We start from the raw sequence: 24,680 nt of genomic DNA, 5'->3' as shown, positions 1-24,680 counted from the left end.
GAACCATCGGTTTCCAGCAACCACCGACTCTCTGTGAGGCTTCACAATCAACTACTCCTCCCTATCAACGCTTTACAACTTTATAATGAGTTATCATCCAACTTTATTTTCTTCGTAAATTTTCTCTCCATCTTCTACAACTAATTTACGAAACTCTTCTAATAAACGATTTGTATGTGGACCCGTTTTCCCAAGCCCAATCGTTCTTCCATCAACTGTCGTAACTGCAATAACTTCAGCTGCAGTTCCTGTTAAAAATACCTCATCAGCTACATATACATCGTGTCTTGTAAATAATTCTTCTCTTACGTCATATCCAAGCTTTTCTCCAATTTCCAAAATAGCGTTTCTTGTAATGCCTTCTAATGCCCCTGCAGAACTTGGTGGTGTAATTAATTTATTTCCTTTTACAATGAACACATTATCGCCAGACCCTTCTGCAACATAACCTTGTTCATTTAACATAAGTGCTTCTTGCACACCAGCAAGCTTCGCTTCAATTCGAACTAAAATATTATTTAAATAGTTTAAAGACTTTACTTGTGGTGTTAATACGTCTGGGCGATTACGACGTGTGGCAACTGTCACAACCGGTATACCTTTTTCGTAATATTCCGACGGAAATAAAGATAACTGTTCCGCAATTACAACTACATTCGGTTTCGAACAAGAATCAGGATCTAGCCCAAGATTCCCAGCACCTCGTGATACAACTAAACGAATGTATCCGTTAGATAACTTATTTTGACGAGTCGTTTCAACAACAATATCTGTCACTTCTTCTAACGTATATGGAATTTCCAACATAATGGATTTTGCTGACTCGTATAAACGAATAAGATGTTCTTTGAGCCTGAAGACATTGCCACTGTAGACACGAATCCCTTCAAACACTCCATCGCCATATAAATAACCATGATCATATACTGAAACTTTTGCTTCGTCTTTTGGAACAAATTCTCCATTTAAGAAAATCCATTGCTCATTCACTTAAAAGCGCCCCCTATGTTCTATGAATTTTTTATTGTTTCCTAGTTTACTCTCCTTTTTAAATAAATCAAGACAATTTTTAGAAAATTTATAATTTTTAATTTATATTAACCCTTGTTTATATTGATTTATCAACATTGTTAACGTTTACAAAATGTCAAAAATTTTTTTCGCCATTTTTCATCCTAAAAAATATTTGCTTAAAAGAAGGAGTTTTGTCAAATGATGCGAATCTATTGTATTCAATAAACGGGCGTCCGATTTCGTATATTCGGGAATAAAAACGACTTTTGATTGAAAAGGAGGAAAATAAGCAAAATAACATTGTATAAAAATAACAATCATATTTTTCATGCAGCTTTCATAATCCTATTTAAAAAAACAAATTGTCAAATGAAGGAGGAAAATAATATGGCATGTGTACAAATTAAAGGAACGAGACAAGAGGTAGTAGAAATGTTACAACTATTTGATTTAATGGATACGAAAGGTTTGTGTAAATTTAACAATTACGTAGAGGTATCTCCAAATGAAGAACAGAATAACAACTTCACTGCCTCAATTGACATTCAATCAAATGATGAATCTGCTCAAGATCAATTAAATGATCAGTTTGTAAGTCAAATGCTCACAGGTGTATATAACGACTAATACATTACGTATTTTTTCTTCCCCTCTCTAATCGAGCTTTTCTGAGCAGCTATCCCCCACCTCTTTGTTTTAGGAGGGGGATTTCCCTGTTCGTAAATATTAAATACATCAACATTTCTACCATATTTTCCTTAAAAACATAAATATTTCCTAAAAAATGGAGCATATTACTAGATGGTAGGAGGTGAAGAGTATGGCGAAAATTGGTGTTGAAAATTCTTTAACCGATGTTCAACAAGCTTTAGAACAACAAGGACATGAAGTAATTTCACTACGTTCTGAAAATGACGTGCAAGGGTGCGATTGTTGCGTCGTAACTGGACAAGATTCTAATGTAATGGGAATTAGTAATGCAGTAATAAAAGGGCCCGTTATTGAAGCAAGTGGCTTAACAACCGATGAAATTTGTCAACGAATTGAAAGTAGTTTATAAAAAAAAGAAGCCTCCTTATAACAAGGAGACTTCTTTTTTTATATTCACCTAAACGGGAAAGTAACATATACTGGATGAAAGCCCTACCTCTCTCTCATCAACACGGTTCCTCTGACCGCTCCTGATACACTAGCATGTGTATAAGCTTACAAATACAACTTTTTGGGTCTATTCACAAAAGTTGTTGGTAAAATTACCCGATCTTTCGCAAATTTTTCATATTGCATTTACAAGAAATATCCAATATATACTAGCTGTAACCGAGACACGAAATGTCATCATAACACTTAAAAACAAATTCGTCAATATTTATTTTAACAAATTAAAAACAGACATCACAATCTGTCTGTTTTAGAATGGAGCCTTTTCTTTTACTACATACACAACAAATCCGCTTACTAACATACATAAGCCGACAGCAAAATTCTTGATATTAATCATAACTACCTCTCCCTTATTTCATAAATCATATATATTTACATTCCAATTATATTTGTCGTTTCTGAACACACTTTTTCTAATATATCATAATTCCTAAAAAATGCAAGTTTACTTTTTAACGACCGTTTACAAACTTATCTATAGTACTTGGAACTGTACTCAAAGCCTTTTCAATCAAGTGTGTGCCACTATGTAAATGTAACACTTGTACACCACTAGATCCTACTACTAAAAACGCAACAGGATCAATTGAAACTCCTGCACCACTTCCACCTCCAAACGGATGCCCTTGTTTCGCCTCTTTTTGTTGTCCTTGTCCTGCCAAACTTTTCCCTACAGACGTTTCCCCTTTAAAATCGCTTCCCCCTGCGCCAAAACCAAAGGCAACTTTTGAAACAGTTAAAACAACCTTTCCGTCCGCTGTTGAAACAGGGCTTCCGACAATTGTATTTACATCGACCATCTCTTTTAAATTTGTCATTGCCGTTTTCATTAAGTTTTCAATTGGATGTTCCATCATTTAAACCACCTTTTTCCTCTTAATTCTTTTTTATACTTTCCAAAATAGAGGAACTCATACCAAGTTTTACAATTCATGAAAAAACACTGTTCCATTATCAGCTTTCTTCAGCTTAGAATCTAAAAACAATATACATATCCTTCACTTCAGTCTGATAAAGTGAAAATTTAATCAGCCCTCACTAATCAGACTTTTACGGGCAGTTTATCTCTCACCTAACTCCTGTGCTTTCACTGAATTTTGAGGTGGGTGTGTTACCGCCTGCAAATAGCGAAATAAAGTAATGATATGCCTATCTATTTCTTGCCGGATAAAAAAGAAAAAGATATACATACTACTAATGAACCTTGCTATGAAAGGAGACTTTACGTTGACTGATAAAATTAATGAACAACATAGAACCGAAGAAGGGGACTATAAAGAAGAGTACGCAGCAGAGGTTGCTCCTCAGCATATCAACTATAACGATAAAGACGATGTAAAATCAAAAACAGCAGGATCCACAGCAGGGTTTATCGCTCTTGCTCTTGCTGTATTATCACTCTTTACATTTCCTACACTCTTCGGACTTGTTTCTGTTTTACTAGGTATTTATGCCTATAATCGTGGAGCTACTGTAACCGGTGGCATCGCTGCTATTGTGGGCGGCATTGCTGCTATTGTTGCTCTGTTATTCCGCGCCGCAATCATCGGTTTATTGTTCTCACTTTTTTAAAGAAAAAAGGTATCTCGCGCTTTGCGAGATACCTTATCCTGTGAAAACATCTTCTGATGGGTATCGAATTTTTTGTTTAGCTGGTCGCGCTAGAGAGAATACAAGCGTTAACGGACCAATTAACCCACAAAACATAACAAACATAATGATACATTTTCCAATTACAGATAACTTAGCCGTAATTCCCATTGATAACCCCACTGTACCAAACGCTGAAATTGTTTCGAATAAAAGTTGAATAAAACTAAAGTTTTCTGTAAGCATTAATAAAAATACTGCTGTAAAAATAAGAATTTGACTGGCAACTACAATCGCTAACGCTCTCGTTACCGTTGACATTTTGATTGTACGATGAAATAAAACAAAGTCTTCCTTCTTTCTAAAAAAGGAAATAACCGATGTAATTAAAATCACAAATGTTGTTAACTTAATTCCGCCACCTGTCGACACACTTCCTGCACCGATAAACATTAAAATCATCGTAAACAATATTGATGATTCTTCCATTCCTCCATAATCAACCGTATTAAATCCTGCTGTACGCGGTGTAATCCCCTGGAAAAATGAAGCCCATATCTTTTCACCTAAAGATAGTGATCCTAATGTTTTCACATTATTATACTCCAATATAAAAATCACAATCATCGCAATAACATTAAGCGCTACTGTTCCAACAATCATAATTTTCGAATGAAGTGATAGTTTCTGAAAACTACGGCTATACCATATATCAATTAACACCGTAAAACCTAAACCACCTATAACAATTAAAGAACAAATTCCAATATTAATAATAGGATCTCCTACATATCTTGTTAAATTATCTGGCCATAGTGCAAATCCCGCATTATTATAAGAGGCGATAACATGAAAAATACTATAATATAAACCTTTGCCGAAACCAAATTCCGGGATAAATCGAATGGATAAAAAAACAACTCCTACTAATTCAATACAAATAGAAAAAATAAAGACACGCTTCACTAATTTTACAAGACCACCAATATTCGTTTGGTTAAACGCTTCTCCAATTAATAATCGATGACGTAAACCAATTTTTTTCCCTAACACCCATACAATTAAAATTGCGATTGTCATTAATCCAAGACCACCTGTCTGAATTAACAACATAATGATAATTTGACCAAACATTGTAAAAGTACTAGCAGTATCTACAACTCCTAAACCGGTTACTGTCGCTGCCGAGGTTGCTGTAAAAAACGCATCTACCCAACTAATTGATTCTTTTGTCGCGAATGGTAGTTTCAATAACATTCCCCCGACAACAATTAAACAAAAAAAGCCCATTGCTAAAATTTGCGGCGGACTTAATCGTATAAAACGATTATAAAATCCTTGTTTTTTTGTTGCTTCCATATCACTAACTCCCTTAATAAAGTAAAACCTCTTTCCATACACTAATCGTTCGTTTTGACCGGACCAAATCTTACGGAAAGTAATTTTTCACCTAACTTTTTTCAATTCCTCATACTTTTAGAACAAACTCATTATTTTGGATAAATCTTTATAATCTCATAATATAGTTGAGCATAATCCTTTTTTCCATAGATTTCAACTGAAAAATTCCCATACCTTTCACTTCGAATTCACATTGAAGTCACACCTATCTTTTATATTATATCTATCGAAGCTGTTCCTCCCTAATAATGAGACATTCCCCAGTGTCTCGAACAGCTTTCCATCCCTAATTAAAATTGACATAAATTGTCCCCTTCCATGGCCATCTTGTATTAACGAGATGGTCTATTTTTTATCCACTATTCATTAGACTATGGGACCTCTAACTATGTTCTACCTTCCCTCTATTATTTAAAAAGAGGGAAATTTTTAAAATTCCCATACCTTTCACTTCAAGTTCACATTGAGGTCACATCTATCTTTTATATTATATCTATCGAAGCTGTTCCTCCCTAATAATGAGACATTCCCCAGTGTCTCGAACAGCTTTCCATCCCTAATTAAAATTGACATAAATTGTCCCCTTCCATGACCATCTTGTATTAACAAGATGGTCTATTTTCTTATCTTAAAATACAATTCAAATTTCCTAGCAAAAAAGGAGTGAATCTATTCACTCCTTTTTTGACTTACTTCCTTTGTTCGAACGATATTCTTTTCCCTTATTATCATTACCAGTTATAAACTCCGAACTAAACTCTTGTTGAAACTGCCCTGTTTTTGGTGAACCTTGATTTCCACTTCCTTGACTCCCGTTGCGATTCGTCATCTTTCTTCCTCCTTTCATCTTCCATCATTGTTAGTATGTCTTTCCTATCCCAATCATACACATCGCATTCTTCTATGTAACAAATTTCAATTTTTCATTTTAGTATGAATAAAAAAACCTCCCTAAAACAAGGAAGGATTCTCGATTAGCCATAGTTCATCTGGCTTTTTTTCTATATAAGTTTTTTCGAAATAGATATCATTAGATGCATTTCTTCTTCAGATAGGGCCGAAAACCTTTCTTTTAAATACTGTTTTTTTGCCAATTCCATTTTTGCAACTAACTCTTTTCCTTGTTCCGTAATTTCCAAATATACAACACGACGATCAGATGTAGAACGTGAACGCGTTACAAAACCTTTATTAATTAGCTTTTCTGTAACAGCTGTAATATGACTGTTTGATACATGTAGTTCATTTGCTACGCGAGAAACCATCTCTTTTTCATTACGATTTAATATACGGAGCACGAGAAATTCATTCCATGGTATGTAATCTCCAAAAATTTTCCCCATATCATTCCGCAATGAACGAAACATAGCAAAAACATTTGCAGATAGATCCTCCATTAATTGTTCGCGATTATGAGACACCGTTTACATCTCCCTTTTATTTCATATAGTTAAATAAAAACATTATGAATTATATTACCTTATATTTTACATTTTGTCATCTTTTTTTCCCATACAATCACTCATAATGTATTCACTTATTTGATAGATACACTCCCAAAACAAAACCCAATAGTAAAAATCTCCGTTATTCACTAGAGCACGTATCATTTATTATCTATTTGGAAATAAATGATACAGGTTGCTTTTCTAACATGCTGAAACTCACATCAGCCACAAAAAGGGTGCGATTCGTCGCACCTTTTTTGTTTTCACTTCCCATCAAGTATTCATGATATAATAAAATATGAATTTTTTTCCTTTTATCCCGCATTAACGGGCAGTCAGCCCCCCACCTCAAAAATTCAGCGAGAGCAAAGAAGTTAGGTGGGGGCAAAACTCGATTGATGAGGGCTAATAATCAGTGGGAGATGAAGCCCCCTACTGATTAAAGTTTCACTTTATAAGATGAACTTTTTGGGGGGATATCATGAATCCAGACGAAGAAAAGTTTTCAGATCTAAGTGGAAAAGATAAAACGATTGTTATTAGTAGTATTACCCTTCTTATAATTATTGCTTTTGCACTCATTTTCTTTATGTATGTCGGAGTTTTTCGCCTCATTGGTGTAGAATATACATCACGAACTGCACTGCTTCTCTTTTTTTTATTAGCCCTTATACTAGATGGAATTAGTAGTTTCTTGATTTTATTTTTCAAAGTACTTTTAACCCCTCTGCTCACGCACATGTCAAAATGGCTATCCTTTTTACTGCTTTCCCTCATAGAAATCTCGCTTGATTGGCTCGTTATTCATACTGCAGATGATTGGATAGAAAGTATAACGATCTCCAATAAAGCTGAATTACTTATTGTCCTTTTCTTTTTTATCTTGGATAAATTATGGTCTACTGATAACAAAAAGAAAGAGTAAGATTACAAGCATTTCACGATAAAAATTGATACAATAAAAACAAAAATATAATAAAGAGGTGTTACATATGACATTACAACAATGGGCTGATAAAGGTATGTCCTTTGATACATACGTAAATAACATGACTGTGAACCAGTATGAATTACTACATATTTATAATAACTTTTTAATTCCGAACGAATTGCTTCCTGTTTTAGAAGAACGTCAAAACGACGGATGGCGTGTTATTGTACTATCCGCTGATTGGTGCGGAGACGCTCTTCTTTGCGTACCTGTTATGAAACGTATTTGCGAAGTTTCCAATATTGAAATGAGATTACTCATCCGTGATGAAAATTTAGAGTTAATGGATCAATATTTAACAAATGGAACAGCCCGTGCCATTCCAATCTTTATTTTTATTGATAAGGATGGAAAAGAACAGGCGGTTTGGGGACCACGTGCTCCAAAAGTGCAAGAATTAGTAACTTCTATGCGTGCTACATTACCTGAAAAAGATGATCCACAATTTGAAGAAAAACAGAAAGACATGTATGCTAATTTCCGTGCTACATTAGCTGACGACACTTCACTTTGGGAACATGCGATGGAAAATATGATTGAAAAAATAGTAAAATAAAAAAAACTGCCAAATGGCAGTTTTTTTATTACATAATGAAGAAATAATAGAACACCGCAGCTAAAATAAAACGATAATAAGCAAATGGTGTTAACTTTACACGAGCTAATAATTTTAAGAATGAAACAATCGCAAGCATTGCTACAAGGAAAGCCGTAATAAAACCAGTTGCAAATAATGTGATATCTGCTGAACTTAATACGTCCCAGCTTTTAATTAAATCTAACCCTGATGCTGCAACCATCATTGGTACCGCTAAAATAAATGTATATTCAGCAGCGGCTGTATGAGATACACGAGCTAATAATCCACCACTGATTGTAGATCCAGAACGTGAAAATCCTGGCCACAGTGCTAAACATTGGAACATTCCAATTGTGAATGCTTGTTTATACGTAATCTCGTCCAATGTTTTCGCTGTACTTGGTCTTGAAAATTTCTCAGCAACAATCATTAAAATACCACCAACGATTAAACTGATAACAACGGGGCCTGGTCCAAATAAAACTTCTTTAATTTTACTATGGAATAAAACACCAAGTACTCCTGCTGGAATCATACCGATAATGATATGTAATAAATTTAAAGATGGTCCTTGTGTTACCTTGCCAATCCCAACTAATGACCATAAACGTTTCCAAAATACAACGACAACCGCTAAAATCGATCCCAATTGGATGACAACTTCAAATACTTTTGCTCTATCATCATCAAATCCAATTAAATGTCCTGTTAAAATCATATGTCCCGTTGATGAAACCGGTAAAAATTCCGTTAATCCTTCAACAGCTCCCATGATTAAACCAATTAACCAATCAGCCACGAGTAGTGCCTCCTTAATACCTTATATATACTTTTTTCACACCTTATCATAATACCTTATCCAATTTCAAAGTGCATCTCTTTTTTCATTCTTTCAAAATATAACAATACATTCACATATGTGTATTTCTTTTCTATTTTCTTATTAAATTGTATGATAGAAAGAGTTTGGTCCTACATAGAAAGGAGCTTTTATGAAAGAAACCAATTCATTTTCACAAAAAATAAAACAATTTGTATTACTATTTTTCCCGATTTTTGTAACGCAAATGTCTTTATTTGCAATGAGTTTTTTTGATACAACAATGTCAGGGCATGCAAGTGCTACTGACTTAGCAGGGGTCGCAATTGGAACAAGTATATGGATTCCGATTAGTACGGGATTAACAGGAATCTTAATGGCTACCACGCCTATTATCGCTCAACTTGTTGGCTCAAAACAAAAAGAGGATGTTCCTCATATCGTGATACAAGCCGTGTATTTGGCAATCGGAGTTAGTTTACTTGTTATTCTCATTGGTTTCTTTGCCGTTTCACCAATTCTAAAAGGCATGCATTTAGAAGAGCAGGTCGAACACATTGCTTCTCAATTTTTAAGCATTATTGCAATTGGTATCATCCCTTTATTTGTCTATACTGTATTACGTGGGTTTATTGATGCATTAGGAAAAACACGTACAACAATGATTATTACATTACTTTCCTTACCTATTAACATCATTTTAAACTATGTATTTATTTTCGGTCATTTCGGCTTTCCGAAACTAGGAGGCGTTGGTGCAGCAATTGCTTCTACCGCAACATATTGGTGCATTTTATTTATTACGATTATTATTATCCGTATGAAAGAACCGTTTACATCTTTTGGTATCTTCAGGCGCTTATACCGACTTTCTATTTCAAGCTGGAAAGAATTATTAAAACTTGGGGTACCTATCGGATTTGCCATCTTTTTTGAAACGAGTATTTTCGCTGCCGTAACACTCATGATGAGTAATTTTAGCACAACAACAATCGCTGCACATCAAGCAGCAATGAACTTTGCTTCCCTTTTATATATGACACCTTTAAGTTTAGCAATGGCTATGACAATTGCAGTTGGTTTTGAAGTTGGAGCAAATCGCTGTGAAAACGCAAAACAATACAGTTTTATTGGAATTGGTTTGGCACTTGCTTTTGCCTTGTTATATTCTATCTTACTCTTTTTCTTTGACGATCAAATTGCATCTATTTATACAACAGATATTGCTGTTCATGATTTAGCAAAAGAGTTTCTCATTTTTGCGATTTTATTTCAAATTTCCGATGCAATTGCTACTCCAGTGCAAGGTGCACTCCGTGGTTATAAAGATGTGAATGTTACCTTGATTATGACACTTATTGCCTACTGGATCATTGGTTTACCTCTAGGTTATATATTAGCAACCTATACTTCTTTGGCAGCTAAAGGTTATTGGATTGGTCTTATTATAGGGCTAGCATTTGGAGCTACCTTTCTGCTTGTTCGTCTCTTTCAAGTACAACGTAAATATACATCACAAAAGAGTCGCTAATCCTAGCGGCTTTTTTCATCATGCATAGTTCCTCTTTAAACGTGTAACATAATAAAAAAGAAAGGTGTAAATCTATGGATGAAAAGAAAAAACAGCAGTCCTACGATGAAGAGTTTGCTCCTGAAATCTCACCTGGATACAGGCAAGATATTCATAAACCGCCTCAATATAAAAATACTTCCTTTTTAGTTGGGATTGGTATTTTCGGGACAATATTACTTGTACTCATCATTTTCGTCTACTTTTAATGGGAAGGGAACTATATTATGACTAAACAATCCTCACTCTTTTCTAAAAGAGTTGTAAAAACACAAAAAGGTTATGCTGGTGATTCTATAAATGTGCATAAACAAGTCGAACAAGGCAATCTAGAAATTGCAAAAAAAGAAATTGGACAACAAAACGAGAACCTGTGAATACAAAAAATGTCCCCACTTTTCGGGGACATTTTTATTCTACACGTTGCCGTTGCTTCGCAATTTTAAACGTATTATCTTCTTTTATAATCTTCATTCTATAACTTAACTGCATTTCATTTAAACATTATGTCCCTCTCTTTTTTCAATATATTTATTCCATATTATCACAGAGTTTAAAAATTCTGATAATATTAATGCATATATCCAAAAAAAAGGAGAGAATCATATGACATCTTATATGCGAGATATCCAGCAATCACTACCCAATATTCCTATACACTCTTATGAACAAAACGATAATGGCTGGGATAATGTAGCCATTATCATTAACAATGAATGGCTCTTCCGTTTTCCACGTAAATCCCAGTATGCAAAACGAATACCTCGCGAAAAAGAACTATGCGAAATACTTTCTCAATCGTCACAAGAGATAAAGGTCCCAAAATACCACATCTTATATAAAAATGAATTAGATTTAATTCCATTTTGTAGTTATTATAAACTCATTCATGGGGAGCCATTAACAGTACAAACAATAGAAAGATTAACTGTAAAAGAACGTGAAACAGTTATCTCGCAGCTTGCTATCTTTCTCGCTTCTTTACATACCATCCCAATAGAACATGCTGTAAAATGGGGATTTGATACTGAGAAACCTATCTCATATTGGCGACAGATTCAAACGAAATTACACGTTCATCTTGCTTGCACACTTACATTGTTAGAAAAAAAAGCTTTTGATTGTTTATTCGAGGATTTTTTTGAACATATGTATGCATCTGATTTCCAAAAAACAATGATCCACGCTGACTTTACACATCATCACATTTTATTTGATGGGGAGAAAAGAAGCATTGCTGGTATTATCGATTTTGGTGATGCTCAAATTGGAGATCCTGCCTTTGACTTCGCTGGATTATATAACAATTTTGGTAGTGAATTTACAAATGCCATATATAAACGGTACTGTACTCTCACTCCCCATCATGATTTATCTTTCTTTAAGCGTGTCATTCAATTTTATCAGTATAGTCCATTACTCCATAACCTTGTTTATAACTTTGAAACAAATAACGAACAGGAGATACAGAAGCATCGAAAACATTTACAAACTATACTTCAGGGAAGGAATTAATTTCTTTCCCTATTCTTCTTTTCCTCGTATATCATTAATTTTTTATCCATTTCTACAATTAATTTATACATTTGAAACACCTGCAAAATTTACAATTGGACCCAAAAAGGAGCCTGTTGTTCTTTTAACCATTGAAATACTTTCACTCCATTTCCCATTAAGTATTCCTCCCATCATAAGTTCCCCTACGTATATACCGTAAATGATGAAAAGCTTTTCATGTCAATACCAAAAAGAGATACAAATTTGCACCCCCTAATGTAGTATAGTATTCTTCGCTATCAATGCATCTTGCATCTCGTCTACTTTGCATTCATTACGAAAAGCACATCCAATACATTCAGAACAAAATGTACGTTCTGTGTAATATTCTGGTTGCTGTAACATTTCTTTCATTCTATATAAATCGTTCATTCCATCCATAATATCTTGCTCTTTTGGAACAGATTCGTACCTAGTTCCTTCTATTAAATTAACAACTTCAATTCTTTCGGGAAGAATCCCAAAAACTTTGTAGCTAAACACTGCCGTAAGCTTTTGAAAAAGAGCAAGCATTTCTTCATTTGCATCAACAACATACTTTTTAATTACAAACGATTGTGTAGACCATTCACCCACTTCAAACGTTAATGAAATGTGCACATCTAACTCGTCCATATATGTTTGTAACTTCTCATATAAAAATAAAGGTGGTGTTTTACTCGCATCATTTTTCACAAACTGTATTAGATGGTCCGTTAACTTTGCAAGAACAATATAATATTCTGCTTTAGAAGCGAACATTCCAATACGCACTTTATCCCAATGTTTCTCTAATCGTTTTAACAACAGCATTGTTGTTTGTTTTTCTACAGGTGATGTGTAATAGTCAATAATAATTTGATTTACAATCGATTGAACCATTTGTTTCCATTCAAACGAAGAAGGTTCTCTTCTTTTTATATAGCGAAAATAAAACTTATGTGGACAACGCATAAAATCATATAAATGATAATCTGTCATCGTTTTAATTGATATTTTCCCCTGCACCCATCTTCATCTCCCTCTCACCATTAAGAAAGGTGTTTTACAAATTCAGCACCAAACTGAAGACATTTCTCTACATCTTCATCTTCTGGCGTTAGTTCTACTTTTAGCCCTTCCATTACAACTTCAGCACCGCGCTCTTGTAACTTTTCTATTAAGATATCAACAGCTGCCCCGTATTTCGGATAAGCAGAATCACAAGATCCAAATACTGCTGCTTTTTTACCTGCTAAATGAATTTCTTCCATTTCGTCATAAAAATCTAAGAAATCATCAGGAAGCTCACCATCTCCCCACGTATACGCTCCTAAAATAATCCCATCATATTCCTCTAATATAGAAGCTTCTGGCGTCGTCATAATATCAATCACTTCAATATCATTGCCTGTTTCACGAATCGCTCCAGCTATATGATCAGCCATCTCCTCTGTATTTCCACTCATACTTGCAAAAATCATTACAAATTTATTCAACTGAATCTCTCCCTTGATTATGTATCGCTTCTTCTTCCTTGTTTCCTTTCTTCTCCTCTACATATTCAGCACGAATTACACGCCGTTGCCATTTTATATCTTTATTTTTAATTTCCCTTTGCCCAAGGCGAAATATCTTTTTCATCTCTCCCTCATCCATTCTGCACTTGTGAATACATTGATAATAATTATCAATTTCAACTATACTTTTAGGTTAAATAAAAATGATTATCAAAGTCAATAACTATTTTTTAAAAAATAATGAAAAGGTACAAGCTTGTCCGCCAGCTATTCATATACTATAAATGAGCATAGTTCTTTCTCAGCCCTCTCTAACGGAAAGAAATAGAAGCAACTGCGATAAGCGCAGTTGCCTTTTTTTGTACTCTTTTAAGCTTTTAGTAAATTCATTGTCGCCTGTAAAAATAACTCTGCCCCATTAATTAAAGCTGATTCATCCACATCAAACTTTGGATGATGATGAGGATAACAAGTTTTGATTTTCTCATTTCCAGTTCCTAATTTAATAAAACAGCCTGGCGCTTTTCTTAAATATGCCGAGAAATCTTCCCCTCCCATCGAAGGAGCTAGCTTTACAATTCTCTCCTTTCCAAACAACTCTACCGCACTTTCTTCTACTATTTTTGTAATAAACGTATCATTGATAACCGGGTCATATCCATAGCGATATGTATACGTATACGCTGCACCATGTGCCTCTGCAATCCCCTTAGCAATTTGTTCAATCATCTCTTCCGATTCTTTCCTTAGTTTTTGATCAAAGGACCGGACTGTTCCCATTAAATATGCTGTATCAGGAATAATATTATCTGCTGTTCCCCCGTGAAATTGTGTTATGGAAACAACTCTTTGCATAAAAGCGCCTGTATTTCTAGATACAATATGTTGTAAGTTCGTAATGATTTGCGCACCAACTGCTATCGGATCTACTGTTTCTTCCGGCCTAGCAGCATGGCCACCTCTTCCTTTTACTTCAATCGTAAATACATCGGGAGCAGCCATCATAGGCCCATATACAACTCCAACCTTCCCCGTTTCTAATCCAGACATTACATGTAGGCCGATAATATAATCCACATTATCCATCACACCAGCTCTCACCATTTCCTGTCCACCACCAGGATACACTTCTTCAGCATGTTGAAATAAAAGACGAATTTCTCCTTCCCAATCCTCATTCTTATTTGCTATCGCTTCTGCTGTACCTAATAAAATAGCGGTATGTGCATCATGCCCACATGCATGCATAACCCCTGAAATAACTGATGCATATGGTTTAGACGTTTCTTCCTGAATTGGCAGGGCATCCATATCTGCACGAATTGCTATTACTTTGCCTGCCTTCTTTCCTTTTTTCTTTGCCATCACACTATACCGCGTCGGTCTTGTCACCTCGAAAGCTGAAAATGAACATAATGTATCATATATAAATTGTGAAGTTTTTTCCTCGTGGAATGATAGTTCAGGAAATTGGTGAAAATGTCTCCGCCACTTTATAATATTTTCCTCTGACACATATGTCTGCCATACCTTTTTCAAACGCTCCATTCCTGACAACCTCCTTTTCATTCTTCACATTTCTTATTTCACTGTGATTATTTAATTTCCTTGTAAGATTTTCATTTTCAAAAAATCGATTTATACACTCACAACTCATTAAAAAAAGACAAATCCATTACAAATTCATATAGAATGTAATATAATTGCTAAGTTAGGGATTTTCTTTTTTAGTATTTAGTGCTACTATCAAAAAAGAGCCTTTTTGTCTTAATTTTACCTAAAATGTGGAATTTTGTTTTTTTCACAATGATGTAGGACATGATACCTACATATAGTTACTATTTCATAAGAGAGGGAAAGACATGGAAAGATTAAAAGAGATATGGTCTCGACCACTCACACAATGGTTTGCAAAGACGGTTTATTACCTTGCAATTTTATTTGCACTACTTTGGTTGTATGGATTCCATGATACAAACACAAGTACATTTATTTACAATGAATTTTAGGGTGGGAACGTTATGAAGTTATTAGAACAAATCGAAAAGTGGGCGACAGAAACGCCTGATCAAACCGCTTTCGTTTGGCGAGATGCGAAAATTACGTACAAACAATTAAAGGAAGATTCTGATGCATTGGCGCACTGGATTTCTTCTGAGTATCCAGATGATCGTTCACCAATTATGGTTTATGGCCATATGCAACCTGAAATGATCATCAACTTTTTAGGGTGTGTGAAAGCTGGACATGCTTACATTCCTGTAGATTTATCTATTCCAGCTGATCGTGTGCTACGTATTGCTGAAAGTTCTGGTGCGAAATTACTTCTATCTCCGGTAGAAGTTGCTGTAACTGACTTACCAGTTCGCATCGTATGTGAAGACAACTTAAAAGACATTTTCTTTACTCATAAAGGGCAAACGCCAAACCCTGAGCATGCGGTAAAAGATGATGAGAACTTCTACATTATTTACACATCAGGGAGCACAGGTAACCCGAAAGGTGTGCAGATTACTTATAATTGCCTTGTTAGCTTTACAAAATGGGCTGCCAAAGATTTCAACTTACAAACAGGACAAGTATTCTTAAACCAAGCACCGTTCTCATTCGATTTATCTGTAATGGACATTTACCCATCGTTAGTAACAGGTGGTACACTTTGGGCAATCGATAAAGATATGATTGCACGTCCAAAAGACTTGTTTGCTTCTTTAGAGCAATCGGATATTCAAGTATGGACTTCCACACCATCTTTCGCAGAAATGTGTTTAATGGAAGCTTCTTTCTCTGAAAGTATGCTACCAAACATGAAAACATTCTTATTCTGCGGTGAAGTATTACCAAATGAAGTAGCTAGAAAATTAATTGAGCGCTTCCCGAAAGCAGCAATTATGAATACGTACGGTCCTACAGAAGCTACTGTTGCTGTAACAGCCATTCACGTTACACAAGAAGTTGTTGATAAATATAAATCTCTTCCTGTTGGCTACTGTAAATCAGACTGTCGCCTTCTTATTATGAAAGAAGATGGCACGATTGCACCAGATGGTGAAAAAGGTGAAATCGTAATTGTCGGTCCAAGCGTAAGCGTTGGTTATTTAGGAAGCCCTGAATTAACAGAAAAAGTATTCACAATGATTGATGGTGAGCGCGCCTACAAAACAGGTGATGCTGGCTATGTAGAAAATGGTCTTCTATTCTATAATGGTCGTCTTGATTTCCAAATTAAGCTTCATGGTTATCGAATGGAATTAGAAGAAATCGAACATCACCTTCGCGCGTGTTCTTACGTAGAAGGAGCAGTTGTTGTTCCAATTAAAAAAGGTGAAAAATACGATTATTTATTAGCGGTTGTTGTTCCTGGAGAGCATTCATTTGAAAAAGAATTCAAATTGACATCTGCAATCAAAAAAGAACTCAATGAGCGATTACCAAACTACATGATTCCACGTAAATTCATGTATCAATCTTCTATTCCAATGACACCAAATGGAAAGGTAGATCGCAAAAAATTATTGAGTGAGGTTACAGCATGACCGCATATGGATCATTTTATTTTTTCGCTATAGTGGGCATTTTATTAATACCTACTATCATAGCTGGATTAAAAGGTAAAATGTTGCGTAAATATAATGCCGTTCTAACGTTAGTAATGCTTGCACTTATTTTCTCTGACAAACCGAAGCAAGCAATGATGTTAGCAGCATTTATCATTTGGCAATACATCCTTATTAAAGGCTATTTATTATTAAGAAAACAAAATAATAATACGTCCATGTTTTACATGGCTGTTATTTTATCGATTTTGCCACTAATTCTGGCAAAAATCGCACCATTTGTACATGAATTAAAATTCATTGTATTTGCTGGTATGTCTTATGTAACATTCAGAGCAGTACAAATGGTATTTGAGATTCGTGACGGTTTAATTAAAGAATTCTCATTCTTTAATTTCTGGGAATTTGTTCTGTTCTTCCCAGCTATCTCGACTGGACCTATTGATCGTTATCGTAGGTTCCAAAAAGATATTCAAAAGCCACCAAGTGCTGAAGAATATCAAAAGTTACTCTATACAGGTATTAATCGTATTTTCCAAGGTTTCCTGTATAAGTTTATTATCGCTTATTTATTGCAGAAGCATTTTGTTGATGCAGTATTTGCGAATCAAGATACCATTTTCTCTAATGCGATTTATATGTATAGTTACAGTTTATACCTATTCTTCGACTTCGCAGGTTATAGTGCATTCGTAATTGGTGTCAGTTATATGATGGGTATTAAAACACCAGAAAACTTTAATAAACCATTTATTAGTCGTAACATTAAAGATTTCTGGAACCGTTGGCACATGACCTTATCATTCTGGTTCCGTGATTTTATTTATATGCGCTTTGTCTTTTTCGCAACAAAGAAAAAGCTACTTAAAAATCGCTACACGATTTCATATATCGGTGCATTTTTAAACTTTTTCATTATGGGCGTTTGGCATATTCTAGGTGAACATGTTTACCAGTACATTATTTACGGCCTTTACCATACTGTTTTGTTTATTTCGTTTGATATTTTCGAACGAAAGAACAAGAAACATAAATTTTGGCCAAACAATAAATTCATGCATGTTCTTGCAGTAGTGATTACGTTCCATTTCGTATGTTTCGGTTTCCTAATCTTCTCTGGTCACCTTAACAGATACTTTTAATGAATAGCTTCTTTTCTTACAGCTAAGAAGTTACACATAATATATTTCGGATATAAAGGAGATTTTAAAAATGGCAGAATTTAAAGATCAAGTATTAGATATTTTAGAAGAAGTTTGTGAAAATGATATTGTAAAAGAAAATCCAGATGTACAATTATTTGAAGAAGGTATCCTTGATTCTTTCGGTACAGTATCTTTATTAGTAGAATTCCAAGAACGTCTAGATATCGAAGTATCTATTTCTGATTTTGATCGTGATGAGTGGGCAACACCAAACATGATTATTAAAAAGTTGGAAGAAATCCGATGAAAAAAGCAACTTTTGGACCGATGCTCTTAGCATTGGCCCTTTTTGCTGTATTCTTACTTATTCCAACACGCTTTCTACTTCCGCTTGTCAGTGATAAGAAAGTAGAAGAGGCGGCAACTTCTCTAAAATCAGAGAAAATACAAAGTATGATTTTACAGCAAAAAATGTTAGAAGATCCGAAATACCTTCCGATGTATGGTTCATCGGAATTTGCGAGAATGGATGCTTTTCATCCATCCAATTACTTTAAAGTAAAACCTGAAGGATTCACACCATTTCTTCTTGGTCGTGGCGGAACGCAAGACCTTATCCATGTGCTAAACTTTGCATCTACAATGGATCAATTAAAAGATAAAAAAATGGTCTTTGTTCTTTCACCACAATGGTTTGTGCCACAAGGCATTGATGAAACACACTTTGCACCTAACTTTTCAAAACAACAAGGCTACCATTTCATTTTTAACAATGATTTAAAGCCTGAAATGAAAAAACAAATTGCAAAACGTTTATTGAACTTTGAAATTGTAAAAAAAGAGACGTTATTAAAAACATCTTTAGAAGGCATTGTCTATGATGATACTAAACATAAGATAAAAGCAATTGCAGCGAAACCATTTGCTTATCTTTACCGTAATATTTTAGATCGCAAAGACATATTTACAGTGATGTTCGATATTAAACCGCATAAAGAACAACTTGATCCAGCATTGAAACAAATGAACTGGAATGAAGCACGTAAACACGCGGATCAAACTGGTGAATTAGAATCAAAATCAAATCAGTATGGTATCGAAGATGATTACTTCAATAGCAAAATTAAAAAGAAATTGAAGCAACGCAAAGATTACTTAAAAAATGACGCTTATGATCACTCTCCAGAATATGAAGATTTACAAATTGCGCTCGATTTATTAAAACAATCTGGTGCAAAACCACTCTTCATTTCTGTTCCTGTAAAAGGTCCTTGGTATGATTATGCTGGATTCCCGAAAGAACGACGCGAATTATACTATAAGAAAGTTCATGAGCAAATTAAACAAGCTGGCTATCCAATTGCTGACTTTTCAAACCATGAGTATGACAAATACTTCTTAAAAGATCATATGCACTTAGGCTGGAAAGGCTGGGTATACATCGACGAAGCGATCCAGCAATTTTATAAAACAAACTAATAAAAAGACCGCTTGAATTATTCAAGTGGTCTTTTTGTATATATGCTTTGTAAATTTTCTACGGTTACCTTTACTTCTCCCAACACTCGTTCAACAATTTGCTGAGCTGATTCTTTTCTTGCTAATGAAGAAGCTTGTCCAGCCCAGAGTGACATATATTCCCCTTTGTTTTGTTTTGCAGCTTCTTGACGTATTTTAGCGGTTAATACATTTTGAACTGGATACATTGGGAGCATTTCTTCTTTTTCTTCATGTTGTTCTATAAATGTATTTCGAACCCCCCTTGCATATTTTCCAGAAAATGATCTCGTTACAGTTGTACTCGTATCTGTACTGTGCAGTACCGCTTTTTTATGTACATTATGTGTAATACTTTCTTCACTTGTTAAAAATGCTGTTCCCATTTGAATGCCTTCTGCACCTAGTGCCATTGCTGCAACAAGACCTTGTCCATTCATAATGCCTCCTGCCGCTACAATTGGGATATTTGATACTGCGGCTACCATTTGTGGAATTAATGCAAATGTACCGATCATAGAATCTTTTTCTTTCCCAATAAAAGTCCCGCGGTGTCCTCCAGCCTCGCTACCTTGTCCAACAATTACATCTACCTCTAATTCAGCAAGCACCTTCGCTTCTGCCACATTTGTAGCTGTTCCAATTATCTTTATGCCCTCTTTCTTCAACGATACAATTTCCTCTTGTTCTAACGTGTGAAATGCAAAGCTTATAACCGGAACTTTTTCTTCCTTTAACACGTGCAATTGTTCTTTATAACTTTTCGGAAGTTGTAATGATTGATTATACTCATCTATACCTAATTCTTTTCGTATCGGCTCTAATAAATTTCTTGCTACTTGTACTTTTTCTTCCTCAATTTGTATTTCTTTCGTAAGTAACAAATTTACTGCAAACGGTCTATCTGTTAACTCTCTTATTTTATAAATAGATTGACGAATTTGTTCCGGACTCATATAACCAGCCCCGAGCGTCCCTAGGCCGCCGCTATTACACACAGCCGCAACAAGCTCTGGTGTCGTAATTGCACCTGCCATACCAGCCTGAATAATTGGATACTTTATTTGTAATACATCATTTACTCTGCTTGTAAACATCCTTCTCCCCCTCCCTATGCCCTCTTATATCTTCTCGACTCAACAAACTTTTCCCTTCTTTTAAAAGGATCGAACTGCTTATAAACGAATATATTGAAAACGAAGGAGGAGATTTAAATGATTCAGCCAAATGTCTTACAACAAGGTGATACGGTAATGATTATTGCTCCAGCAGGCCCTCCAGTAATAGAACACGTTCTTGCAGGAAAAAAAGTATTAGAAACAATGGGCCTATCCGTAATAATTGGTCAAAGTGTTTACGAGAAATACGGCTATCTAGCTGGAAATGATGCAATCCGCCTTCAGGATTTACATGAATCTTTTTCCAATCCTGAAGTGCAAGCCGTTTTTTGCGCAAGAGGTGGATACGGAAGTGGTCGTCTCCTTCCTCATATTCAATATGAACTCATTCGAAACAACCCGAAGATTTTTTGGGGATATAGTGATATTACTGCTTTACATATTGCCTTTTCACAATATGTAGGACTCATTACATTCCATGGACCTATGATTGAAGAATTAGGAAAAGGAGTGAATTCTCTTTCTTTATCTTCTTTCAATCAACTATTCTATCCGTATTCAACTATTTTACCAGCAGCAGAATGCATTACCACTACATCTACTTGTACAGTTTCCGCACCATTAGTTGGAGGTAATTTAACCGTTTTAGTAAGTACACTGGGTACCCCCTATGAAATCTATACAGCGAATAAAATTGTATTACTTGAAGATATTGGAGAAGAACCGTATCGTATTGATCGCATGTTCAATCAATTACATTTAGCAGGAAAATTGAATGAATGTGCAGGAGTTGTATTCACCAGCTGCCATGATTGTATAGCCTCAAAGCAGTCTCTATCATTACAAACCATATTGTATAACTATCTCGCTCCATACAATATTCCTGTGTTATTCGGCCTTCCTATCGGGCATATACAGCCAAATGTCGGAATACCACTCGGTGTTACTGCCACAATGGACACGGAAAGAAATACACTTTCTATCCCTTCAGGTGTGAAATTTTAATCATCCTCACTGATTAAGATTTCACTTTATATTAGGTTAGAAGGAAATACTCTATATAATTTTTCATTCACAGCAAAAAAAGGAAGAGCGTGTATCGCTTTTCCTTTTTACTATATATATCCATTTTGATTTTTCAACATATAAGTCGCTGTTATGAAGAAAAAGGTGACCCGCACTTACTTTCTCTCTTTGTTTTCACTTAGCATGGGGCAGGAAGAGGGTCTGACCGCTTTTATGCATGGTCGGATGCTCTCTTCCACCTACATATTAGGTTTTATGTCGATTTTTCAATTTGTATTTATATATATTTCCTTATACCGAGTTGACTATAAGGAGTGCTGACAACAATTTTTTTACTGATAATAATTAAATATACGCCCAGATGCTATATCCGCAACCTCTTCTGGAATAAACGTTTTGCTAAGCTCTGTACCAACATTCAATACCGCCGTCGCTTCTTGATCTAGATTTTCAAATAATTCTTTCCCACGTATCGTAATAAGGGGCGTTTCTTCCGGCAACACATCTTTCACAAATTCCAATTGTGTAAAGAACGGTACGATCCATCTACCCTCTCCTTGGAAATAACGCAAACGAAGTGTTCCTTCTGATGCAGAATCATCCGCCTCTATAGATCCAGCAACATAAAAATGAGTTGTTAGCAACAATTCATAAAATTCCTTTTGTTTTTGTTTATCCTCTTCTGCTAAAACGAGTACTGTTTCTATTTTCTTTACTGGAATTTGCTCCATATGCTGCCACCCCTATTTTCAAAATAATTATACTTTAATTATACGAAATATTCTTATTTTTTTCCACATAATTATTCAAATATTTTATTGAAATAGTATCAATCATTCATCGTTACAACTGAACCAATCTTACCTTCTCTAATATTTCCGATGTTGTAACGATGGTAGCGAATTCCTCATGAAGATTTACGAGGGTCATATTATGAATTTCTTCTGCACAATATTGTAAACCATCCGGCCCTTTTCGATTAAATGTAGCTGTTGCATCACTTACTAAATACGTTGAAAAGCCTAAGTTTCCAGCCATCCGTGTTGTTGTTTCCACACAGTGATTCGTCGTTAACCCAACAATAATAACCGAGTTACAGTTCTTCTCTTTTAATTGCTTTTCTAAATTTGTTCCCATGAATGCACTGTTCACACACTTTTGAATAACTATCTCCCCTTGTAATGGCTGTACTTCCTCTTTAAACTGACTTGTTTCTGCATTTGGATGAAACATCGATTCTATATTTTCTTTGTTTACATGTTGTATATGAAAAAGCGGCAAATCTCTTCGTCTCCACTCTTCTAATAAACTTTTCATATTCTCTTCTGCAAAAGGATTATTTCGCTCGCCCCAATAAGGTAGATTAAACGCTTTTTGTACATCAATAATAATAAGTGCTGACTGTTTCAGCATTATTCCTTCTCCTCTCCTGGCTGTAATTGAAATAAAAATCCAAGTTGTTGTGAAGCAGTAATAAAGCAAATATATACACAGAGTTCTACAATCTCTGCCTCACTCCAATACTGTTTCAACACATCAAACATCTTATCATCTATCGCTGAACGATTATGTACAAATACATGTGCAAAGGTTACAGCAGTACTAATCTCTTCTACCTTTTGCACATCATCTGGCTTTCCTTTTGCCATGCAATACAAACACTCATTTCCAAAAGCAAGTGTTCTACGTACTTGTTCTTTTAATTCTGCAGAAAGTGCCCCTTTTTCATATAATGTATTTTCTAATACACTCCAAGTATGTAGTATATCTGGACAATGCCCTAATAATTTTTGAAACTTTGTTTCTCCTACATCTGATAATGAAATTCTCTCCATCATTTCTCCTCCTATTCCTTTCTGTTTTATTGTAAAATAAAGTATAGCCTTTTCACATTTCATATGAATCTTTATTTATATATTTTCTTTACAAAAATCATTATTTTACTGGAGGTATAGTTACATATGCAATTAGATCGTGTAGATCGTAAAATTTTAAATGAATTATATAATGATAGTCGCCTCTCTATGCGAGAATTATCAAAACGCGTAAACTTATCCGCGCCTTCTACTGCAGAACGTGTTCGTAAGTTAGAAAATGAAGGAGTCATTCAAAAATATACAATTGATATTGATTATAAAAAAGCCGGGCTCGTCTTAGATTGTATTTTAGAAATCACCTTAAAAAATGGTGATACAACGCGCATGCAACAATTTATTCAATCGTATCCATCGGCAAGCTTTTGCTATCGCGTAACTGGAAGTCTTTGTTATATCGTTAAAATTTCTGTTCCTTCATTAGTTGAACTTGAAGAGTTTATTAATGATGTTTCTTCATATGCAACAACTGTTTCTCATATCGTATTATCGGAAGTATCCCTTACTCCTGATATCGAACATATTTTTCCAGAAGAACAAAATTAATTTTTATTCAAAATATAATAAAAAACCCCTTACAAAAAGAATAAAAATGTTTTATTATGTATTAAAATACATAAAGTTCGAGAAAGGGGCATTACATTGAAAATTTGGTTTTACGAAAAAACGATACAAGAAGATGATTTACTTGGCATTTGGGATAATGTTCCCACCATCCCTCGAATTGGGGAAAAGGTGGAAATTTTAAAAATGGTTCGTACAGTCACAGATATTAAATATGTAAAAAACGGAAACAACTTCCACGTTGAAATTGTTATCCATTAAAATAGCAGCTCTCCTCATTTATATT

General features: G+C 34.8%; 32 protein-coding genes, 1 pseudogene and 1 other annotated feature (1 of these 34 only partly in view). Of the genes and pseudogenes, 17 read left to right on the top strand and 16 right to left on the bottom strand.

What is annotated here, in order from left to right; all coding sequences use genetic code 11:
• Positions 1 to 77, bottom strand: a binding site (T-box leader) (it extends 152 nt beyond the left edge of the window).
• A gap of 16 nt (positions 78 to 93) precedes the next feature.
• Positions 94 to 990, bottom strand: coding sequence for a branched-chain-amino-acid transaminase (gene ilvE, locus BPMYX0001_RS06410; RefSeq protein ID WP_006094142.1), 897 nt, complete (start codon positions 988 to 990; stop codon positions 94 to 96).
• A 157-nt stretch (positions 991 to 1,147) separates the two neighbouring features.
• Positions 1,148 to 1,344 (bottom strand): annotated as a pseudogene (locus BPMYX0001_RS34680) (hypothetical protein).
• Between the two features lie 57 nt (positions 1,345 to 1,401).
• On the opposite strand from BPMYX0001_RS34680, the gene BPMYX0001_RS06405 reads away from it, so the two are divergent.
• Together BPMYX0001_RS06405 and BPMYX0001_RS06400 are read left to right on the top strand one after the other, a co-directional pair.
• Positions 1,402 to 1,641 (top strand): DUF3911 family protein, encoded by a 240-nt coding sequence (locus BPMYX0001_RS06405; RefSeq protein WP_016113990.1) that lies wholly within the window; start codon positions 1,402 to 1,404, stop codon positions 1,639 to 1,641.
• 193 nt (positions 1,642 to 1,834) lie between these two features.
• Positions 1,835 to 2,074, top strand: coding sequence for a YkuS family protein (locus tag BPMYX0001_RS06400; RefSeq protein ID WP_003196153.1), 240 nt, complete (start codon positions 1,835 to 1,837; stop codon positions 2,072 to 2,074).
• A gap of 351 nt (positions 2,075 to 2,425) precedes the next feature.
• On the opposite strand, the gene BPMYX0001_RS06395 is transcribed toward BPMYX0001_RS06400, so the two are convergent.
• Positions 2,426 to 2,515, bottom strand: a complete 90-nt coding sequence (locus BPMYX0001_RS06395) for a hypothetical protein (RefSeq protein WP_016113989.1) — start codon at positions 2,513 to 2,515, stop codon at positions 2,426 to 2,428.
• Between the two features lie 115 nt (positions 2,516 to 2,630).
• Positions 2,631 to 3,032 carry a GerW family sporulation protein gene (gene ytfJ / locus BPMYX0001_RS06390; protein ID WP_018764198.1) on the bottom strand — a complete coding sequence of 134 codons (402 nt, stop codon included), beginning with the start codon at positions 3,030 to 3,032 and terminating at the stop codon, positions 2,631 to 2,633.
• A 355-nt stretch (positions 3,033 to 3,387) separates the two neighbouring features.
• Here ytfJ and BPMYX0001_RS06385 point away from each other — a divergent pair, with 355 nt between their 5' ends.
• A complete protein-coding gene (locus tag BPMYX0001_RS06385; RefSeq protein ID WP_003196147.1) occupies positions 3,388 to 3,750 on the top strand; it encodes a hypothetical protein in 363 nt (120 codons plus the stop codon).
• A 33-nt stretch (positions 3,751 to 3,783) separates the two neighbouring features.
• Here the strand turns inward: BPMYX0001_RS06385 and BPMYX0001_RS06380 are convergent, their stop codons facing one another.
• The 3 genes from BPMYX0001_RS06380 to BPMYX0001_RS06370 form a co-directional block, all read right to left on the bottom strand.
• Positions 3,784 to 5,127, bottom strand: coding sequence for a TrkH family potassium uptake protein (locus tag BPMYX0001_RS06380; protein ID WP_006094139.1), 1,344 nt, complete (start codon positions 5,125 to 5,127; stop codon positions 3,784 to 3,786).
• A gap of 715 nt (positions 5,128 to 5,842) precedes the next feature.
• Positions 5,843 to 5,998 (bottom strand): hypothetical protein, encoded by a 156-nt coding sequence (locus tag BPMYX0001_RS06375; RefSeq protein ID WP_016113985.1) that lies wholly within the window; start codon positions 5,996 to 5,998, stop codon positions 5,843 to 5,845.
• Positions 5,999 to 6,170: 172 nt separating this feature from the next.
• Positions 6,171 to 6,590, bottom strand: coding sequence for a MarR family winged helix-turn-helix transcriptional regulator (locus BPMYX0001_RS06370; RefSeq protein ID WP_003206336.1), 420 nt, complete (start codon positions 6,588 to 6,590; stop codon positions 6,171 to 6,173).
• Positions 6,591 to 7,098: 508 nt separating this feature from the next.
• Between BPMYX0001_RS06370 and BPMYX0001_RS06365 the strand changes: the two genes are divergently transcribed.
• Together BPMYX0001_RS06365 and BPMYX0001_RS06360 are read left to right on the top strand one after the other, a co-directional pair.
• Positions 7,099 to 7,542 (top strand): YrvL family regulatory protein, encoded by a 444-nt coding sequence (locus BPMYX0001_RS06365; protein ID WP_006094138.1) that lies wholly within the window; start codon positions 7,099 to 7,101, stop codon positions 7,540 to 7,542.
• 67 nt (positions 7,543 to 7,609) lie between these two features.
• Entirely contained in the window at positions 7,610 to 8,164 is a 555-nt protein-coding gene (locus BPMYX0001_RS06360) for a thioredoxin family protein (RefSeq protein ID WP_006094137.1), read from the top strand.
• 28 nt (positions 8,165 to 8,192) lie between these two features.
• Here the strand turns inward: BPMYX0001_RS06360 and bacA are convergent, their stop codons facing one another.
• Positions 8,193 to 8,987, bottom strand: a complete 795-nt coding sequence (gene bacA, locus BPMYX0001_RS06355; RefSeq protein ID WP_003196138.1) for an undecaprenyl-diphosphate phosphatase — start codon at positions 8,985 to 8,987, stop codon at positions 8,193 to 8,195.
• A gap of 193 nt (positions 8,988 to 9,180) precedes the next feature.
• Here bacA and BPMYX0001_RS06350 point away from each other — a divergent pair, with 193 nt between their 5' ends.
• From BPMYX0001_RS06350 to BPMYX0001_RS06335, 4 genes are all read left to right on the top strand, one after another.
• Complete coding sequence (locus tag BPMYX0001_RS06350; RefSeq protein WP_006094136.1) at positions 9,181 to 10,539, top strand: MATE family efflux transporter; 1,359 nt, start codon at positions 9,181 to 9,183, stop codon at positions 10,537 to 10,539.
• A 74-nt stretch (positions 10,540 to 10,613) separates the two neighbouring features.
• A complete protein-coding gene (locus BPMYX0001_RS06345; RefSeq protein ID WP_006094135.1) occupies positions 10,614 to 10,787 on the top strand; it encodes a hypothetical protein in 174 nt (57 codons plus the stop codon).
• An 18-nt stretch (positions 10,788 to 10,805) separates the two neighbouring features.
• Positions 10,806 to 10,955 (top strand): hypothetical protein, encoded by a 150-nt coding sequence (locus tag BPMYX0001_RS32985; RefSeq protein ID WP_003196135.1) that lies wholly within the window; start codon positions 10,806 to 10,808, stop codon positions 10,953 to 10,955.
• 229 nt (positions 10,956 to 11,184) lie between these two features.
• A complete protein-coding gene (locus tag BPMYX0001_RS06335; protein WP_006094134.1) occupies positions 11,185 to 12,093 on the top strand; it encodes an aminoglycoside phosphotransferase family protein in 909 nt (302 codons plus the stop codon).
• Positions 12,094 to 12,348: 255 nt separating this feature from the next.
• Here the strand turns inward: BPMYX0001_RS06335 and BPMYX0001_RS06330 are convergent, their stop codons facing one another.
• The 4 genes from BPMYX0001_RS06330 to BPMYX0001_RS06320 all read right to left on the bottom strand — a co-directional run bounded on the left by BPMYX0001_RS06330 (position 12,349) and on the right by BPMYX0001_RS06320 (position 15,161).
• Complete coding sequence (locus BPMYX0001_RS06330; protein WP_006094132.1) at positions 12,349 to 13,122, bottom strand: hypothetical protein; 774 nt, start codon at positions 13,120 to 13,122, stop codon at positions 12,349 to 12,351.
• Between the two features lie 23 nt (positions 13,123 to 13,145).
• Positions 13,146 to 13,592: a flavodoxin gene (locus BPMYX0001_RS06325; RefSeq protein ID WP_016113977.1), complete on the bottom strand. Its 447-nt coding sequence runs from the start codon at positions 13,590 to 13,592 to the stop codon at positions 13,146 to 13,148.
• Positions 13,585 to 13,737, bottom strand: coding sequence for a hypothetical protein (locus tag BPMYX0001_RS32980; protein ID WP_167535671.1), 153 nt, complete (start codon positions 13,735 to 13,737; stop codon positions 13,585 to 13,587). Before BPMYX0001_RS32980 ends, BPMYX0001_RS06325 begins: the two co-directional genes overlap by 8 nt.
• Positions 13,738 to 13,982: 245 nt before the next feature.
• Positions 13,983 to 15,161, bottom strand: a complete 1,179-nt coding sequence (locus tag BPMYX0001_RS06320; RefSeq protein WP_371391149.1) for a M20 metallopeptidase family protein — start codon at positions 15,159 to 15,161, stop codon at positions 13,983 to 13,985.
• 314 nt (positions 15,162 to 15,475) lie between these two features.
• On the opposite strand from BPMYX0001_RS06320, the gene BPMYX0001_RS06315 reads away from it, so the two are divergent.
• The 5 genes from BPMYX0001_RS06315 to dltD all read left to right on the top strand — a co-directional run bounded on the left by BPMYX0001_RS06315 (position 15,476) and on the right by dltD (position 19,794).
• Complete coding sequence (locus BPMYX0001_RS06315) at positions 15,476 to 15,622, top strand: teichoic acid D-Ala incorporation-associated protein DltX (protein ID WP_006094128.1); 147 nt, start codon at positions 15,476 to 15,478, stop codon at positions 15,620 to 15,622.
• Positions 15,623 to 15,634: 12 nt separating this feature from the next.
• Positions 15,635 to 17,149 carry a D-alanine--poly(phosphoribitol) ligase subunit DltA gene (dltA, locus tag BPMYX0001_RS06310; protein ID WP_006094127.1) on the top strand — a complete coding sequence of 505 codons (1,515 nt, stop codon included), beginning with the start codon at positions 15,635 to 15,637 and terminating at the stop codon, positions 17,147 to 17,149.
• The gene (gene dltB / locus BPMYX0001_RS06305; RefSeq protein WP_018781031.1) at positions 17,146 to 18,312 is read left to right on the top strand and encodes a D-alanyl-lipoteichoic acid biosynthesis protein DltB; all 1,167 of its coding nucleotides are present in this window, start codon (positions 17,146 to 17,148) and stop codon (positions 18,310 to 18,312) included. The genes dltA and dltB overlap by 4 nt, the downstream gene beginning before the upstream one ends.
• A 70-nt stretch (positions 18,313 to 18,382) precedes the next feature.
• Positions 18,383 to 18,622 (top strand): D-alanine--poly(phosphoribitol) ligase subunit DltC, encoded by a 240-nt coding sequence (gene dltC / locus BPMYX0001_RS06300; RefSeq protein WP_003196126.1) that lies wholly within the window; start codon positions 18,383 to 18,385, stop codon positions 18,620 to 18,622.
• Positions 18,619 to 19,794, top strand: coding sequence for a D-alanyl-lipoteichoic acid biosynthesis protein DltD (dltD, locus tag BPMYX0001_RS06295; protein WP_018781033.1), 1,176 nt, complete (start codon positions 18,619 to 18,621; stop codon positions 19,792 to 19,794). Before dltC ends, dltD begins: the two co-directional genes overlap by 4 nt.
• A gap of 17 nt (positions 19,795 to 19,811) precedes the next feature.
• On the opposite strand, the gene BPMYX0001_RS06290 is transcribed toward dltD, so the two are convergent.
• Positions 19,812 to 20,909 carry an NAD(P)H-dependent flavin oxidoreductase gene (locus BPMYX0001_RS06290; RefSeq protein WP_006094124.1) on the bottom strand — a complete coding sequence of 366 codons (1,098 nt, stop codon included), beginning with the start codon at positions 20,907 to 20,909 and terminating at the stop codon, positions 19,812 to 19,814.
• A gap of 117 nt (positions 20,910 to 21,026) precedes the next feature.
• On the opposite strand from BPMYX0001_RS06290, the gene BPMYX0001_RS06285 reads away from it, so the two are divergent.
• The gene (locus BPMYX0001_RS06285) at positions 21,027 to 21,935 is read left to right on the top strand and encodes a S66 peptidase family protein (protein ID WP_006094123.1); all 909 of its coding nucleotides are present in this window, start codon (positions 21,027 to 21,029) and stop codon (positions 21,933 to 21,935) included.
• 353 nt (positions 21,936 to 22,288) lie between these two features.
• On the opposite strand, the gene BPMYX0001_RS06280 is transcribed toward BPMYX0001_RS06285, so the two are convergent.
• The 3 genes from BPMYX0001_RS06280 to BPMYX0001_RS06270 form a co-directional block, all read right to left on the bottom strand.
• A complete protein-coding gene (locus BPMYX0001_RS06280) occupies positions 22,289 to 22,687 on the bottom strand; it encodes an SseB family protein (RefSeq protein WP_003196121.1) in 399 nt (132 codons plus the stop codon).
• Positions 22,688 to 22,799: 112 nt separating this feature from the next.
• The gene (locus BPMYX0001_RS06275) at positions 22,800 to 23,369 is read right to left on the bottom strand and encodes a cysteine hydrolase family protein (protein ID WP_006094122.1); all 570 of its coding nucleotides are present in this window, start codon (positions 23,367 to 23,369) and stop codon (positions 22,800 to 22,802) included.
• Complete coding sequence (locus BPMYX0001_RS06270; RefSeq protein ID WP_018764186.1) at positions 23,369 to 23,791, bottom strand: carboxymuconolactone decarboxylase family protein; 423 nt, start codon at positions 23,789 to 23,791, stop codon at positions 23,369 to 23,371. The genes BPMYX0001_RS06275 and BPMYX0001_RS06270 overlap by 1 nt, the downstream gene beginning before the upstream one ends.
• 126 nt (positions 23,792 to 23,917) lie before the next feature.
• Here BPMYX0001_RS06270 and BPMYX0001_RS06265 point away from each other — a divergent pair, with 126 nt between their 5' ends.
• Both BPMYX0001_RS06265 and BPMYX0001_RS06260 read left to right on the top strand, forming a co-directional pair.
• Positions 23,918 to 24,376, top strand: a complete 459-nt coding sequence (locus BPMYX0001_RS06265) for an Lrp/AsnC family transcriptional regulator (RefSeq protein WP_003196118.1) — start codon at positions 23,918 to 23,920, stop codon at positions 24,374 to 24,376.
• A gap of 96 nt (positions 24,377 to 24,472) precedes the next feature.
• Complete coding sequence (locus tag BPMYX0001_RS06260) at positions 24,473 to 24,655, top strand: DUF3913 family protein (protein WP_003196117.1); 183 nt, start codon at positions 24,473 to 24,475, stop codon at positions 24,653 to 24,655.
• Positions 24,656 to 24,680 lie beyond the last annotated feature (25 nt).

Origin of the sequence: Bacillus pseudomycoides DSM 12442 (assembly GCF_000161455.1) — a bacterium.
In the GTDB taxonomy this organism is placed as follows: Bacteria; Bacillota; Bacilli; order Bacillales; family Bacillaceae_G; genus Bacillus_A; species Bacillus_A pseudomycoides.
This window is presented reverse-complemented; position numbering and strand designations above follow the sequence as displayed.